The organism is Streptomyces sp. DSM 42067 (assembly GCF_055792885.1).
In genome coordinates, this window is sequence record NZ_CM147706.1 from 5620870 (window position 1) to 5634801 (window position 13932).

At 71.6% G+C, this 13932-nt stretch carries 11 protein-coding genes; 8 read left to right on the forward strand and 3 right to left on the reverse strand.

Annotated features, from left to right (window positions below):
- Window positions 1–303: 303 nt before the first annotated feature.
- From ACSMXV_RS25775 to ACSMXV_RS25805, 7 genes are all read left to right on the forward strand, one after another.
- Window positions 304–573 (forward strand): hypothetical protein, encoded by a 270-nt coding sequence (locus ACSMXV_RS25775; protein ID WP_473173605.1) that lies wholly within the window; start codon window positions 304–306, stop codon window positions 571–573.
- Window positions 574–634: 61 nt separating this feature from the next.
- Window positions 635–2476: an aminotransferase class I/II-fold pyridoxal phosphate-dependent enzyme gene (locus tag ACSMXV_RS25780; protein ID WP_473173606.1), complete on the forward strand. Its 1842-nt coding sequence runs from the start codon at window positions 635–637 to the stop codon at window positions 2474–2476.
- On the forward strand, window positions 2473–3276 hold the full coding sequence (locus ACSMXV_RS25785) for a phosphatidate cytidylyltransferase (RefSeq protein WP_473173607.1): 804 nt from the start codon (window positions 2473–2475) through the stop codon (window positions 3274–3276). The genes ACSMXV_RS25780 and ACSMXV_RS25785 overlap by 4 nt, the downstream gene beginning before the upstream one ends.
- Window positions 3277–3683: 407 nt before the next feature.
- Window positions 3684–4424: a DUF6612 family protein gene (locus tag ACSMXV_RS25790; RefSeq protein ID WP_473173608.1), complete on the forward strand. Its 741-nt coding sequence runs from the start codon at window positions 3684–3686 to the stop codon at window positions 4422–4424.
- Between the two features lie 472 nt (window positions 4425–4896).
- Window positions 4897–5292 carry a hypothetical protein gene (locus ACSMXV_RS25795; RefSeq protein WP_473173609.1) on the forward strand — a complete coding sequence of 132 codons (396 nt, stop codon included), beginning with the start codon at window positions 4897–4899 and terminating at the stop codon, window positions 5290–5292.
- Window positions 5293–5453: 161 nt separating this feature from the next.
- A complete protein-coding gene (locus tag ACSMXV_RS25800) occupies window positions 5454–6095 on the forward strand; it encodes an RNA polymerase sigma factor (protein ID WP_473173610.1) in 642 nt (213 codons plus the stop codon).
- 38 nt (window positions 6096–6133) lie between these two features.
- Window positions 6134–7111, forward strand: coding sequence for a hypothetical protein (locus ACSMXV_RS25805; protein ID WP_473173611.1), 978 nt, complete (start codon window positions 6134–6136; stop codon window positions 7109–7111).
- Between the two features lie 345 nt (window positions 7112–7456).
- Here the strand turns inward: ACSMXV_RS25805 and ACSMXV_RS25810 are convergent, their stop codons facing one another.
- The 3 genes from ACSMXV_RS25810 to ACSMXV_RS25820 form a co-directional block, all read right to left on the reverse strand.
- Complete coding sequence (locus ACSMXV_RS25810; protein ID WP_473173612.1) at window positions 7457–8683, reverse strand: glycosyltransferase; 1227 nt, start codon at window positions 8681–8683, stop codon at window positions 7457–7459.
- Between the two features lie 155 nt (window positions 8684–8838).
- Window positions 8839–8994, reverse strand: coding sequence for a hypothetical protein (locus tag ACSMXV_RS25815; protein ID WP_473173613.1), 156 nt, complete (start codon window positions 8992–8994; stop codon window positions 8839–8841).
- A gap of 91 nt (window positions 8995–9085) precedes the next feature.
- Complete coding sequence (locus ACSMXV_RS25820) at window positions 9086–10087, reverse strand: GNAT family N-acetyltransferase (RefSeq protein ID WP_473173614.1); 1002 nt, start codon at window positions 10085–10087, stop codon at window positions 9086–9088.
- Window positions 10088–10240: 153 nt separating this feature from the next.
- Here ACSMXV_RS25820 and ACSMXV_RS25825 point away from each other — a divergent pair, with 153 nt between their 5' ends.
- Window positions 10241–13174, forward strand: a complete 2934-nt coding sequence (locus tag ACSMXV_RS25825; RefSeq protein WP_473173615.1) for a helix-turn-helix transcriptional regulator — start codon at window positions 10241–10243, stop codon at window positions 13172–13174.
- Window positions 13175–13932: the final 758 nt, after the last annotated feature.

A 13932-nucleotide genomic window follows, 5' to 3' on the forward strand; every position in this document is an offset into this window, starting at 1 on the left:
GATCCTCAAGTCCCGTCGACAGCGGGGCGGTTATACACGACGGACTCGTTGCGGCGCACCCGAGCGGACAAACCAGACAGGGGGATGCAACGTCGGCTGGCCGACGGTGTCACCCACCGGTGCTGTCGCCGACGGGCGGCACGGGCTGATGCCGTCGGATCCGGCTTCCTCGGCCGCCTGGCGGTCATCGCCCGACAAGCACGGACGCAAGGGCGCGGGCTCTATTGCCGGATATCGCTCTGATCGGTTGGCGCCGACCGCGTACTCGGTGGCCGACGTCGTTGTCACAGTCGGCTGGTATCGATGAGCCGCATGAACACTGATCACGCCGACCCCGATGAGCTTGCGGCGCTTCGCGCGGCGTTCGACGTGGACGACGGTGGTGAGTCGGCGCTCGGCTGGGAGGCGGTGCACGCCTTCGAGGCGGAGCACGGCATCGTGCTGCCTGAGCCGTATCGGACCGCAGATGAGGGCGTGGCTGAGACAGAAGGTGATGCGGTACGGGGGCCGGTGGTGAGCCGGAGCCTGCGCCTGAGTACCCGTACTCAGGTTGCTTGTGTTGCTTCGCTCTGACGCGGCCGATCTGCGTTCCCCACGATGAGACGGCCCCACCCCCGCGTCGAAAGAGGTGTCCATGGGCCGTGACCTGCAGCTGCGCACTGCCACTCCGGAGGATCTCGAGTGGATCTACGAACTACGCCACCGGGTGTACGCACAGGAGCTGGGCCAGCATGTGCCGGATCCGGCCGGGCGGCTTCGCGACGGGCTGGACGGCGACAACGTCTACCTGGTCGCGGCGCGAGGCGCGGCCCGGATCGGCTTTGTCAGCCTGACTCCGCCCTGGCTGGGGCGGTTCGCGCTGGACAAGTACCTGACCCGCGACGAGCTGCCGCTGCTGACCGAGGACGATGTGTTCGAGGTGCGCATCCTCACCGTCGAGCCGCGCTGGCGGGCCACCGCGGCGGCACCGCTGCTGATGTACGCGGCGCTGCGCTGGATCGCCGCCCGGGGCGGTCGCCGGGTGGTGGCGATGGGGCGCACCGAGCTGCTCGACATGTACCTGGCCGCCGGCCTGCGCCCGGTCGGCCGTACCGTCCACAGCGGTGCGTTGACGTTCGAGGTGCTGACCGGCAGCGTGACCGAGCTGACGAAGGTCACGATGGACCGTTACGGCACCACACTTGAGCGTCTGCGATCCGAAGTGGACTGGCGGCTGGACATGCCGTTCGCACCCCGGCCGGACGGCTGCGAACACGGCGGCGCCTCGTTCACCGCCATCGGCACGGACTTCCGTAGCCTGCACCGACGCCATCAGGTGGTTGCGGCCGATGTGCTGGACGCCTGGTTCCCGCCGGCCCCCGGGGTGCGGGCGGCGCTCACGGACGATCCGGCCTGGGCCGCCCGGACCTCGCCGCCGACCGGCGCCGAGGGCCTCTTGGCGGAAATCGCCAGGGCCCGGGCGCTGCCGGTCGAGACGCTCGCGGTGGGCGCCGGTTCATCTGACCTGATCTTCAGGGCGTTCGGCCAGTGGCTGACCCCGGAGAGCAGGGTGCTTCTGATGGACCCGGGCTACGGCGAGTACGCCCACGTCACGGAGAGGGTGATCGGATGCCGGGTGGACCGGTTCCGGTTGCGCCGCGAAGACGGCTGGCGGATCGATCCGGCCCGGCTGTCCGCTGCCGTCAGGTCCGGCCGCTACGACCTCGTGGTGGTGGTCAACCCGAACAACCCGACCGGACGCCATGCGCCGGCCGCTGAGTTGCGGTCGGTGATCGCCGCCGCGCCGGCCCGGACCCGCTGGTGGATCGACGAGGCATACCTGGGCTATGTCGACCTGAACGAGTCGCTCGCCGGCCTCGCCTCGACGGACCCGCGGGTGGTGGTCTGCACCTCACTGTCCAAGATGTACGCACTATCCGGTATGCGGGCGGCGTATCTGGTGGCCGAGCCGAACATCGCAGCGCAGCTCCGCCGATGGACGCCGCCCTGGCCGGTCAGCCTCCCCGCGCAACTGGCGGCGGTGGCAGCCCTGCGCGACCCGGCGTACTACAGCGACTGCTGGCGTCGCACCCACGCGCTGCGCCGGCAGCTGGCCGCCGACCTGGCCGGGCTGGACGGGCTGGCCGGGCTGGACGAGGCCGTGGTGGTCGAGGAGTCCGTGGCGAACTTCCTCACCGTGACCCTGCCGCCCGGTGGGCCGAGTGCGGCACAACTGGTGCACGAGTGCCGCCGCCACGACGTATACCTGCGCGACCTGTCGCCGTTGTCGTCGGAGTACCAGGGGCGCACCGCGCGTATCGCGGTCAAGGACACCGCCGAGAACGCGCGCATCGTGGCCGCCTGTCAGGCCGCCCTGGACGCACTGCGACCGCGCTCGGCCTCGCTCGCTTCGATGCCTGAGGGAGTTGAGATTCCCGAGATGCCTGAGATTTCTGAGGTGTCTGAGGGCGTTCCCGTCGCCGGATCCGCTCGATGATCACTGTGGCCTCCCTCGCTCCCTACCTCGGTGGGGCGCTGGCGCTGGGCGGCATCGCGGTGGCGGCGTCCCGGCGCCGCGAGTTGCTGATCCGGTGGTGCGCCTGGGCGGTCGGAGTGCCACTGGTCACCGGTGCGTTCTGGTGGGGCCGCCCCGGCGCCGCGGCCATCGCCATCGCGGTCGGGGTGATTGCCGTGATGGAGTTCGGCGGGCTGATGCGGCTGGGCTGGGTGGACCGGGCGGTGCTGGCCGCGGCGGTGGCAGGCGTGGTGCTGGCCGCCTGGTTGGCGCCCGGACAGATGTTGCGGGTGGTCGCCGTCGGGGCGCTCGCGGTGGCCGCGGTGCCGCTCCTGGCAGGCGACGCCGACCATGGCTTGCGCCGCGTCTCCGCCGGCCTGCTGGGGCTTGCCTGGCTGAGCGTGCTGGCCGCGCTGGTGCCGCTTGGGGCGAGCGCGCTTGCGCTGTTCGTGGCGGTCTCGATCGCCGACATCGTGGCGTACTTCGCCGGTCGAGGGCTGGGCGGGCCGCGGCTGTCGCCGCTGTCACCGGCCAAGCGGTGGAGCGGGGCCCTGGCCGGGGCCGTGGCCGGCCTCGGCGTGCTCGCCGTACTGTCCGCGCTGAGCTGGCCGATGGCGGTGGCGGTGGCGGTCGGCGGCCCGGCCGGCGACCTTCTCGAATCCATGGTTAAAAGAGGTGCGCAGACGAAGGACGCCGGCCGCTGGCTACCCGGCTCCGGCGGCCTGCTGGACCGGATCGACTCGCTGCTGATCGCGCTGGCCGTCCTGCTTGTCCTGAGCTGAGCCTCATCGGCCCTGGCCGGACAGCGAGTCTCTCGATGCTCCGGCCGGGGCCCGTCCGGTGCCCGGCCGGTTCGGACGACGAACCGACCCACCTGGGGATCTTCGGGTGCTCGGGCGACTGAGCCAAGACCGCCAGACGACACCCATGCCGTCGCCGAATGTCCTGAATATCCGTCGGCTTGATTCTGCTGTTGCGCGGTGGTTAGAACCTCGGCCGTCAGCGACCGCCCCGCGTCCCCAGCAAGGAGCACCACGTGCACGTCCCAACCCGCCGAATTCTGGTGACCACTGCCGTCCTCGGTGCGTTGGCGGTGACGTCCGCATGCGGCGGAGGCGGTGACGGCGAGGGCTCGGCCTCGGGCTCCGACCCGGCCGCCTCGGCAAAGGCGACTGACAGTGCCGACGAAGTGAAGAAGGAACAGCCGCCCGAGACTCCGGAGGAATTCCTCGACCGGGCCGAAGAGGCCATGGCAGCCGAGAAAGGCTGGACGTTCACGGTGCGCGGCCAAGAGAACCTCGTGCTGCAGGGACAGACGAACGGCGCTTCCTATGAATCCACGGTACGGCTGACCCAGGACCCCAAAGCCTTCCACTCGACTGGGGCGACCACGACCAGCAAGGGAGTGCGCAAAGCCGAAGAGATCTTCGTGGTCGATGGCACGGGATACGTCAAAGAGGGAACCGAGGCCTGGAAGCAGGAGCCGGCCTCCGAGCCCGATATGAAGAACAAGGTGGAAGACCCCCTGTCCGCCATCGAGGAGTTCAGGAGCTACGTCACGGAATCAGGAGGGGACGTCACGCTGACTCGACAGGGCGGGCAGGTCAGACTCCAGGTGAGCGTGTCCTCACGGAAACTGCCGCAAGTACGGGACCGGGCCTACGTCAAGAAGGCCGTGCGCGAGCTGAAGCCGACTCTCAAGCAGCTCCAGAACGCCGGAGTCTCGGCGACCGAGGATCAGCTCACCCTTTCCAGCCTCAAGGAAACGATGATCCTTGACGCGGACAGCTACCGCATCACATCCCACCGGTTCCAGTTCGGCTTCCTGATTCCTTATGGCGCACAGAACATCACGTTCGCCCAGGACGTCAGTGAGTCGAACAAGGGGGTTTTCGAGGGAAGCATCGAGCTGCCCGCCGGGGTCGGTTGACGGCGGTGAAGGTTCTCGTTGACGTCACGGTTGTGGCGTCCGTCCTGCTGTCCCTCGCCCTCGTCCCGCGAGCTCTGGCCCGCCGCCCGGACCCGGTACGGCCGTGGGCCGCTCTCGCTCGCCCTTCGTGTCGCCCGCGTACGTCGATCAGTTGAAGTGACCGCCGGGCAGGGCCCGATGACATACGAGGCACTCAAAAGGTTGTGCGGAATATGTGAATCCGTCTTGTGAGAATCGGCACCTCTGTGACACGTGATGTTCGTGAGGTCAGATCCGCTTGGTCAACCGGGACTCCAGGAGGCCGAGAGCAAGCGGAGGGCGGGACCGCATGGGTGAGAGCCAGAGACATGACGGCCAGAGACGTGACGGCCAGAGACGTGAGGGCCAGAGACGTGACGGCCAGAGACATGACGGCCAGAGACGTGACGGCCAGAGACGTGAGGGCCAGAGACGCGTGCCGAAGGCGGGGGAGATGCGGCGGCATGCCGCCGCGTTCGTCACGCGCGTGACGGCCGCGCCCGCCACACGCCGCCTGCCGCTCGACTACTCCGTCGCGAGTCTGCGCCTCGTGGACTTCCTCGTCGACGGTCTGCGCAAGGGCGGCCGGGAACGGGCACGGGTGGCGGAGACGCTGTTCGGGTTAGGGGCGTACGTGGGCGAGGTGATGGTGCGCCGGACAGGGGCCGTGTGGGTGGACCTGGACGAGAGCCAGCGCGCCTACTTCGGGCAGCCGGTGGGCGTACGGATGCCAGACGGGCGGGTGTGGAGCCCGCTGAGCCGCGTGGTGAACCGGTTCGAGGTAGGGCCGGAGGAGTCCTTGCAGACCTTCTATCTGACGCTGCACGGGCGGGCCCAGAGGGCGAGTTGACGCCGGTGTTCCGCCGGTGTTCCGCCAGGGCTCTCGCGTCGGAAGCACCGGCGTCGACTTCCTGGGCCGACTGCTGTGACATTTCTGTGAGTCGGCACGCTGATCATCGTGGGGGCATGGGCACGGTGATCTGTGTCGCGTCGGCGCGAAGAGGAAAGCGGTTGGGCCACGGAGGGGAACCCCGTCGCGCGCAGGCGCCCGACGGGGAGCTGGGCACGGCCGTCACGCGGGCGCAGCAGGGCGACGAGATCGCCTTTGCGGTCGCGTACCGTCTCGTGCAGCCGGGGCTCCTCGGCTATCTGCGCGGGCTCGTGGGCGACGACGCCGAGGACGTGGCCGCCGAGGCCTGGCTGGAGATCGCCCGGGATCTCGGGCGGTTCCGCGGAGACGGCGCCGGATTCCGCGGCTGGACCGCGACCATCGCACGGCACCGGGCGATGGACCATCTGCGACGGCAGAAGTCACGGCCGCGGGCGGCGGCGCTGGAGCAGGACATGCTCGAACTCCCCAGTGCGCACAGCACGCCCGAGCAGGCACTGGAGTCCATCTCGACCGAGCGTGCGCTCGCGCTGATCGCCGACCTGCCGCGCGACCAGGCGGAGGCCGTGCTGCTGCGCGTCGTCGTCGGCCTCGACGGCCCGGCGGCCGCACGGGTGCTGGGCAAGCGGCCGGGTGCGGTGCGTACCTCCGCGTACCGCGGCCTCAGGCGCCTCGCCGAGCGGCTCGGGGCACGCGGTGTGACCGGTGGCAGAGGTGATGGTGTGACGGATGAGGGCCCGAAAACGCTGGGTGATTCGAGATGAACTAAAGCTCGTCTTCGGGCATGTGGGATAAGTGAGGCGTGTTGGACAAGGGTGGCGGCGGGCAAAGGGCGCGGGGCGGCGCGAGCGGTTCGTCGGACGCCTCGACCCGGCAGGGCGCGGAGGCGACACCGGGGCCGCGGGCCTCGGACGGGTCGGCCTCGGCGCGCACGTCGGGGTTCGCGTCGGGTACGGCGGCCGCGCTGCGGGAGGCAGGCTCGCCGACGCAGGGCGTACCGACCGTCCTGGAATCCCTGACCGACCTGGAGACGCGCCTCGCTGTGGCCGTACGGGCCGACCGTGTCGACGACGACGCGGAGGCGCGGGCCCTCGCCGCCTTCCGTGCGGCGCGTGACAGCGCCGGGGTGGGGCGGCGCTCCCCGCGCACCCGCCGCCGTGACGACTGGCGACCGCGCGGGCGGCAGCGACGGCCGGGGCGTTCGCTGCGCGCGGCTGTCGGGGCACTGCTGGCCAGTGTGGCGCTGGGCGGCGTGGCGATGGCCTCGATGGGCACGCTGGGTACATCGTCGGACGACGGCCGCGACGAACGTCCGCGTTCGCAACGGACGACCCCGAGTGCCGGCACGGAGTCGGCCGCCGCGCCGTCGTCCTCCGGCGACATCACCACGCCGGACTCGTCCTCGGCCGGCGGTCACGGCCGGGACCAGGCCGCCGGGGCCAGGAAGAGCAAGGCCCTGTGCCGTGCCTACCTGTCCGCGAAGGACCGAGGGCACGTACTCGACGCGACGGCATGGCGGCGTCTCGTCGACGCGGCGGGCGGCGAAGCATCCGTGAAGGCGTACTGCGACGAGCAGTTGGCGTCCGACAAGGGCGCGAAGAACGAGAGAACCGGAAGTGCCGCGGCGGACGGCGCGGCCGGGAGCGGCGCGAAGGCGGCTCAGGAAGACGCGGACGCCGCCAAGGAAAGCGCGGCGGCCGAGAGGAAGTCCGCGGGGGATACCGGCGACAGCGCCAAGGCGGATACCGGGGTGACGACTGCCGGCGGCGCGGGAGGCTGAGCGGCCCCGGGGAAGTTCAGACGAGTGCGTCGCTGCCCGGCAGCCTCTTCGCGGGTGGCACACCGCCGCCTGTCCGGATGTCCCGGATCGGATGTTCCGGATCCGTTGAACCCGCCGTCAGGCGAGCCGTTGGCAACGGCCGGGGCCGCCACCCCTGGCCCGCGTGGGTCATGCGGCCAACCGTCGGGTTGGCCGCTGGGAAGTGGTGGAGGCCGTCGTGCATCTGCCAGAGCATCCCGCCGGATCCGCTGGGCTCGGTTGTCTCAGGGGTGAATTCGAGTACGACGCATTTTGTCAGAGGTGTTTTCGGTTGGTCCCGGGGGGACTTGGGACCGGGTGGGTCTGTTAGGCCTGTTCGCCGAAGCCCTCGAGTAGGAGCTTGGCGGTCTTCTCCGCGCCGTCGGTACGGATGGAGGTTGCCAACTCCCTTGCTGCGGCGGTGGTCTGGGGGCTCAGGGCCGTTGCCAGGGCGGCCGCCAGGGACTCCACGGTCGGGACCGGGCCGTCGTGGGCCGCGCCGATGCCCAGGGTGGCCACCCGGCCTGCCCAGTACGGCTGGTCCACGAGCTGCGGAACCACCACCTGGGGTACACCCGCCCTCGCGGCCGTCGTGGTCGTGCCCGCGCCGCCGTGGTGGACGACGGCGGCCACGCGCGGGAACAGCGCCTGGTGGTTCGCCTCCCCCACGGCCAGGCAGTCGTCCTGGTCGTCGATCAGCGCCAGGTCGGCCCAGCCCCGGGAGACGAGCACACGGCGGCCCTGGGCGCGTACCGCCTCGATGGCCACCCGGGCGGCGTCGGACGAACCCTGCATGGCCATGCTGCCGAAGCCCACGTACACCGGCGCTTCCCCGGCCTCGAGGAAGGCCTCGACGTCGGCGGGGAGGGGGCGTTCGTCCGGTAGGACCCAGACTCCGGTCTGTACGACGTCGAGATCCGCCGGCTCCTGCCACGGTCCGAGCACCGGGTCTGCGGCCAGCAAGGGCCGACCGGTGATCGCGTAATCGCGGACGCTGTCCAGGGGCGACAGCCCCACCTCCTTCCTGAAGGCGGTGAGTCCGGGGCCGTAGACCGCGTTCTGGCCCTCGACGTCCAGGTCCCACAACGTCCGGTTGTCGGTGACACCCTCGGGGAGGGGACGGCCGGGCAGCGGGTACGGCGGGTGGTGCGGCGACGGCAGCATGCCGGGGAAGTAGGACACGTACGCGAACCGCAGCCCCAGCTTCTCGGCCGCCGTCCTGGCCCCGGCCACCGCCGGGAACAGACCGGTCGCGACCACCGTGTCCGCTCCACCGGCGGCCACGGTCACCGCCTCGTACTGCGCGGCGGCCAGCATCGCCACCCGCTCGGTCATGGAGGGCGCGGCCGTGGACTTCGCCCCGGCCGCCAGCGCGCGGATCGACAGACGGACCGGCACCATCTCCACCCCGACGCCGGCCAGCCGCTCGGCGAACTCCTCGTCCTCGGGCGCACACACCCGCACCTCGGCCCCGAGCCCCCGCAGCGCGATCGCCAGCGCCGCCATCGGCTCGACATCCCCGCGCGATCCGTAAGACGACAACACCACTCGCATGTGACGGTTCCCCCTTCGTCCGATCAAGCAACGGTCGCCGATTCTGTGCCATCACCAGGGCCTTGCCGCAAGGCCCCCCACGCGCTGTACGTTGAGAGTGGCGAGGAGCGGATACGACTCCGTTGCACTGCTTTGAGTGCGGCACCGTGCGCGTGCTACACGCCGATGGCGGCGAGCTCGCGGACCGCGTCGGCAACGGCTCGGAAGTCGTTGCGCAGGATCTTGGAGTGATTGCTCGGGACCTTCGTGCTGGTGCGGATGTTCGGGTTGCGGGCGAGTACCGGGTCGAGGTTGGCGCGAAGCTGTTCCATCGTCTTCGCGTCGGCACCCAGGTCGCGTCGGCACCCAGGTTGCCGCCGGTGCCGAGCACGTACCGGGTCGGTGCGGTCGCCTGGTCGCGGATCAGTTCGCGGCCAGGTCGAGCTGGAACTCGCGCGTGCGCCGGTAGGCGCGGAAGCCCAGCTCCCGGTTGACGGCCAGCATGTGGACGTTGTCCTCGGCGTTGTCGGTCTCGACCTCGGTGACACCGGGGTGTTCGGCGCGCAGCCGGCGCACCATCGCGGTCTTCAGCCACAGCCCCAGACCGTGCCCGCGGTGCGCGGGCACGACCGCGGTGTCGTACTGCTGGGCCCGCGGCGATCCGTCCTGGGGGAGGACGACTTCGGTGTAGCCGGCCATGGCTCCGTCGCCGTGGAGGGCGGCGAGGGTCAGGAGCGTGTCCCCGCGGCCCGCGACCACGCGGGCCATCTCGCGGACGCGGTCGGCGTCCCACTCGACGTGTCCGTAGTCCACGTCGCCCATGGGCATGTCGTTCATCGCGTTCTTGGCGGATGCGAAGGCTGCGGCGAGGTCGTCGGGGACCGCGCCGGTCCAGCCGGTGAGCCGGTAGCCGGGGTGTTCGGCGTCGGCGACGCGCCGGATCGCGTCATGGTCCAGCCGGTCGAGCTCCAGGATCAGGTGGTCGAGGGTCAGGACCGGCTTGAAGTGCCACCGCTCGGCGAACGCCTCTCCCGGGCCGTCGGCGCCGGTCGCGACGACCAGGCTGCGCCGGTTCTCCGTACGGCAGGCGGCGACGAGGGCCGACAGCAGGCGGGATCCGGTGCCCCGGCGGCGGTGTTCGGGGGCGACGTGCAGTTCCAGCTCGGCCAGGTGCTCCTGTCCGGGATGGGTGAACAGCCGCAGGCCGGCGACGGCGACCGCGGTGCCGTCCTCGTCCGTCGCCATCCAGGTCAGTCGCTGGCTGCCCAGGGCGGGCTTGGTGAGCTGGGCGTGGATCTGCCCGGGGCCGGGCGGCGGAACTCCCGGCAGATCGTGGGTCGTCGAGGCGGCGACGACCTGATGCCAGGCGGTGGTCTCGGTGACGGTGATGCGGTGGAGCTGGGTGATGTGCACGTGTGCGGCCAAGACGGCGACTCCTGTGACGAGCGGGATCAAGGCGATCGAGACGGGCGAGGCGTTCAACTCCAGCGAACATAGATCCGGTTGACGGACGCCCACATCGGTCGGCGTGACGTAATCCGACGCTGGAAGATCGTGAACGTTAGGTAGGTTGACCGCATGTTGTACGGGCGGGGGGCCGAACAGGACCGGATCGATCAGTTGCTCCTGCGTGCCCGAGAGGGCGAGAGCGGTGCGCTGGTGATCCATGGCGAGGCCGGCATCGGCAAGACGGCTCTGCTGGCGTACGTCGCCGAGGCCGCCGGCCCCGCCCGCGTACTGCGGACCGTGGGCATCGAGTCGGAGATGGAACTGCCGTACGGCGGCCTGCACCAGCTGCTGCGGCCCGTGACCGACCGACTCGACCGGCTCCCGGACCCACAGGCCACCGCCCTGAAGGCGGCCCTGGGACTCGCGGGCGAGTCGGTGAGCGACCGCTTCACCGTGGGAACGGCGGTGCTGGCGACCCTCACGGAGGCCGCCGGCGGCGACGACCCGCTCCTGTGTCTGATCGACGACGCGCAATGGCTGGACCAGGCGTCCTTGGACGCCCTGACATTCGCGGCGCGCCGGCTGCACACCGAGGGTGTGGTGATGCTGTTCGCCGTCCGCGACGGTGTTCCGGGCGGTCGGATCGCGGGCCTGCCGACTCTGCGGCTGAGCGGACTCGACGCCGGGGCCGTCGACGCCCTCCTCACCGACCGGGCCGTCGACCTGTCGCCCTACGTGCGCGACCGGATCGTCGAGCAGGCACAGGGCAACCCGCTGGCGCTGCTCGAACTGCCCGCGGCGCTCACCGAGGAACAGCGCGCGGGCCAGTTGAACCCCGTCACCCTTCCCACCGGGCTGTCCTCGCCCGCCGGCCGCATCCAGGAGTCCTTCCAGGACCACATCCGCCAGCTGCCCGAGGCCACCCAGGCGATGCTGCTGGTGGCCGCCGCCGACGACACGGGCGACCTCGACCTCGTCCTGCGGGCCTCGGCCCGCTTCGGCGCGACGCTGGAGGACCTGGAGCCGGCCGAACGCGCCACGCTCGTCCTGCTGACCGAGCACACCCTGTCCTTCCGCCACCCCCTCATCAGGTCGGCCACGTACCAGAACGCCGCCCTGGCACGCCGGCTCGCCGCCCACCAGGCGCTGGCCGACGCGCTGGAGGGCGACTCCGGCGGCCACCGGCAGGCCGACCGCCGGGCCTGGCACCTGGCCGCCGCCACCACCGGGACGGACGAGCGGGTCGCGGACGAGATGGTGGCCGCCGCGCAGCGGGCCGGCGGCCGACAGGGCACGGCCGCCGCCTCGGCCGCGTACGAACGCGCCGCCCAGCTCACGGCGGACCCGGCCAGACGCGCCCGGCTGCTGGCCGCGGCGGCCTTCACCGCGGCGGAGGCCGGGCAGTTCGCCCGAACGGCGGCCCTGACCGACCGGATCAACGCGCTCGTGCTCGACCCGGAGACGCTCGCCGACTTCGCCCGGGTCCGGGCCATCGTCGAACTGGACCGCGGATCACCGGGCGAGGCCACCCGCATCCTCCTCGCCTGCGCGGACCGGATCAGCACCAGCGGCGACCTCCCCGCCCTTCTTGCCGAGGCCGTCCAGGCAGCGCACTCCTCCGGCGACCGGCACCTCCTCGCCGAGGTGGCGGCCCGAATCCCCGACACGCCGGAGTACGCGGTGATGCGTGCGATGACGGCACTGTCCGCTGCCGAAGCGCCGGAGTCCCAGGACACGGCGGGTGCCGTGGACGTGCCGGGCGCCACGCTCCGGGCCGCGGAGGGCGCCCCGGACGTGGCAGGCGCCATGGACGTGTCAGACGTCCTGAGCACGGCCGCCGCTCGGCGCACGGCAGGCACTCCGGCCGCAGCAGGCGTGCCAGCCGCGACTTGCGGCCCGGCGGCCATGGCGGTCCCGACGGCCCTAGCCGCCGACTTCGCCGAGCGGATCACCGCCGGGGTACACGCCCAGCTGCTCGCCGACCATGGAACCGCGTACGAGACAGCCTCCGCGTGCGTACAGGACTGCCGTGCCCAGAACGTGGTCGGCTGGCTCCACACCGCGCTGCACCTGCTCGCCGAGGCCCAACTGGCCCTGGGCCGCTACGCCGAGGCGCAGGTCGCCGCCGAGGAGGGCCTCGCGGTCGCCGAGGAGTACGGCCGCGACCACCGAGGCACGTACCTGCGGGCGACCCTGGCGACGCTGGCCGCCCTGCGCGGCGACCAGGACCGGTGCGCCGACCTCGCCGAGGCGGCCCTGAAGCACGCCGACGCCCACGGCATCGCGCTGGCCGCCGCCCACGCTCACCGGGCCCTGGGCCTGCTCGACCTCGGGCTCGGCGCTGCCGAGAGCGCGCTCGCCCACCTGGAGGCGGCGCGCTCCCGGGTGGGCCATCCGGCGCTGTCGACCTGGCTGTTGCCCGATCTCGTCGAGGCCACGGTACGCGCCGGCCACCCGGACCGGGCCGCCGAGCCGATGGCCCGCCTCGCCGACTGGGCGACGGCCTCGAACCGCCCGGCGGCGCTCGCCCTGCTCCACCGCTGCCTCGCGCTGACCGGCCCCGCCGATCAACCCGGCGAGGCCGAGCGGCACTTCGCCGATGCCCTGCGCCAGCACGATGAGAGCCACGACGCGGGCCGCAACCACGAGGGCCGTCCCTTCGAGCGGGCCCGTACCGAGCTGCTGTACGGCGAGTGGCTGCGCCGCGAACGTCGCCGCACCGACGCCCGACGCCACCTCCGTGCCGCCCTCGAAGCCTTCGAGGCCCTGGACGCCCGGCCCTGGGCCACCCGCGCCCGCACCGAACTCCAGGCCACCGGCGAGCAGTTCGGCCCGGACGACCGGGCGGACACCCCGCTGGCCCGGCTCAGCCCCCAGGAACGCGAGGTCGTTCGGCTGGCCGCCACCGGCGCCACCAACCGCGAGATCGCCACCCAGCTCTTCCTGAGCCCCCGCACGGTCGGCCACCACCTCTACCGAGCCTTCCCCAAGCTCGGCATCACCTCCCGTACCGAACTCCCCCGACTGCTGGGCAGGGACGCCGAAGCCGACCAAGGTCTCTGACCTGGCCCAGGTCACCGGATCCACGGAATCGGCCACCATGCGCCGCGGCGTGGCCGTCAGGACGAAGGCGGCGACCAGAGCGCCGAGGAGCATGGCGCCAGCGGCCCACCACAGGGCGACGGTGAAGCCGTGCACGATGCCCTCGTGGAGGATGCGGGTGTGCTGCGCCGGGGCGTGTGGGCGAGAGGCCCGAGCGGTTCCGGACCACGACTGGCGTCACAGCAAGATCGCCAGCGACCTGGCCGCGGGGCAGAACCCCGTCGTGGTCCCGGCCGATATGAGACACCGCTCACCGGGCCGGACCGAGGCCCAGTACGGTAAGCGCCGAGTCGAAGGCGCCCGCAAGCCGGCGGCCGGGACGGCTCAGTACATTGGCCTGGGAAGGATCGCAAGAGGCATCTGACCGGTTGGTCACGGTGGCTGGTCCGGTTGGTCACCGGAACGGCTGACGCCCCGCATCGTTCAGGTCAGAGGGGGCGTCACCGAGGCAACGGCCGGGGCCGCCACCCCCCACAGGAGAGGCCCCGGCCGTCGCGCGGCACGGACCGCGCGGCGGCCCGTACTTTCTTCAGCGCCGTACGTACGTTTTCTGTCACACCCCGTGCCGTCGAAAGATAGGCGCATGTTGATCGGACATGGACGGCGAGCCGTTTCAGGCCGTAGCGTGCTGCTTCGCGCCGGGTTGTGACACAGGACCGCAACCATCAATGGAGCACCCCGATGGCGAGCAACCAGGTCCGCGAGAGCGGCGCCGGTTT

What these genes read in the sequence shown, in the direction of transcription:
- ACSMXV_RS25775 (WP_473173605.1), top strand. Translation starts at nt 304, where the DNA reads ATGAGCCGCATGAACACTGATCACGCCGACCCCGATGAGCTTGCGGCG.
- ACSMXV_RS25780 (WP_473173606.1), top strand. Translation starts at nt 635, where the DNA reads ATGGGCCGTGACCTGCAGCTGCGCACTGCCACTCCGGAGGATCTCGAG.
- ACSMXV_RS25785 (WP_473173607.1), top strand. Translation starts at nt 2,473, where the DNA reads ATGATCACTGTGGCCTCCCTCGCTCCCTACCTCGGTGGGGCGCTGGCG.
- ACSMXV_RS25795 (WP_473173609.1), top strand. Translation starts at nt 4,897, where the DNA reads ATGCGGCGGCATGCCGCCGCGTTCGTCACGCGCGTGACGGCCGCGCCC.
- ACSMXV_RS25810 (WP_473173612.1), bottom strand. Translation starts at nt 8,683, where the DNA reads ATGCGAGTGGTGTTGTCGTCTTACGGATCGCGCGGGGATGTCGAGCCG.
- ACSMXV_RS25815 (WP_473173613.1), bottom strand. Translation starts at nt 8,994, where the DNA reads ATGGAACAGCTTCGCGCCAACCTCGACCCGGTACTCGCCCGCAACCCG.
- ACSMXV_RS25825 (WP_473173615.1), top strand. Translation starts at nt 10,241, where the DNA reads ATGTTGTACGGGCGGGGGGCCGAACAGGACCGGATCGATCAGTTGCTC.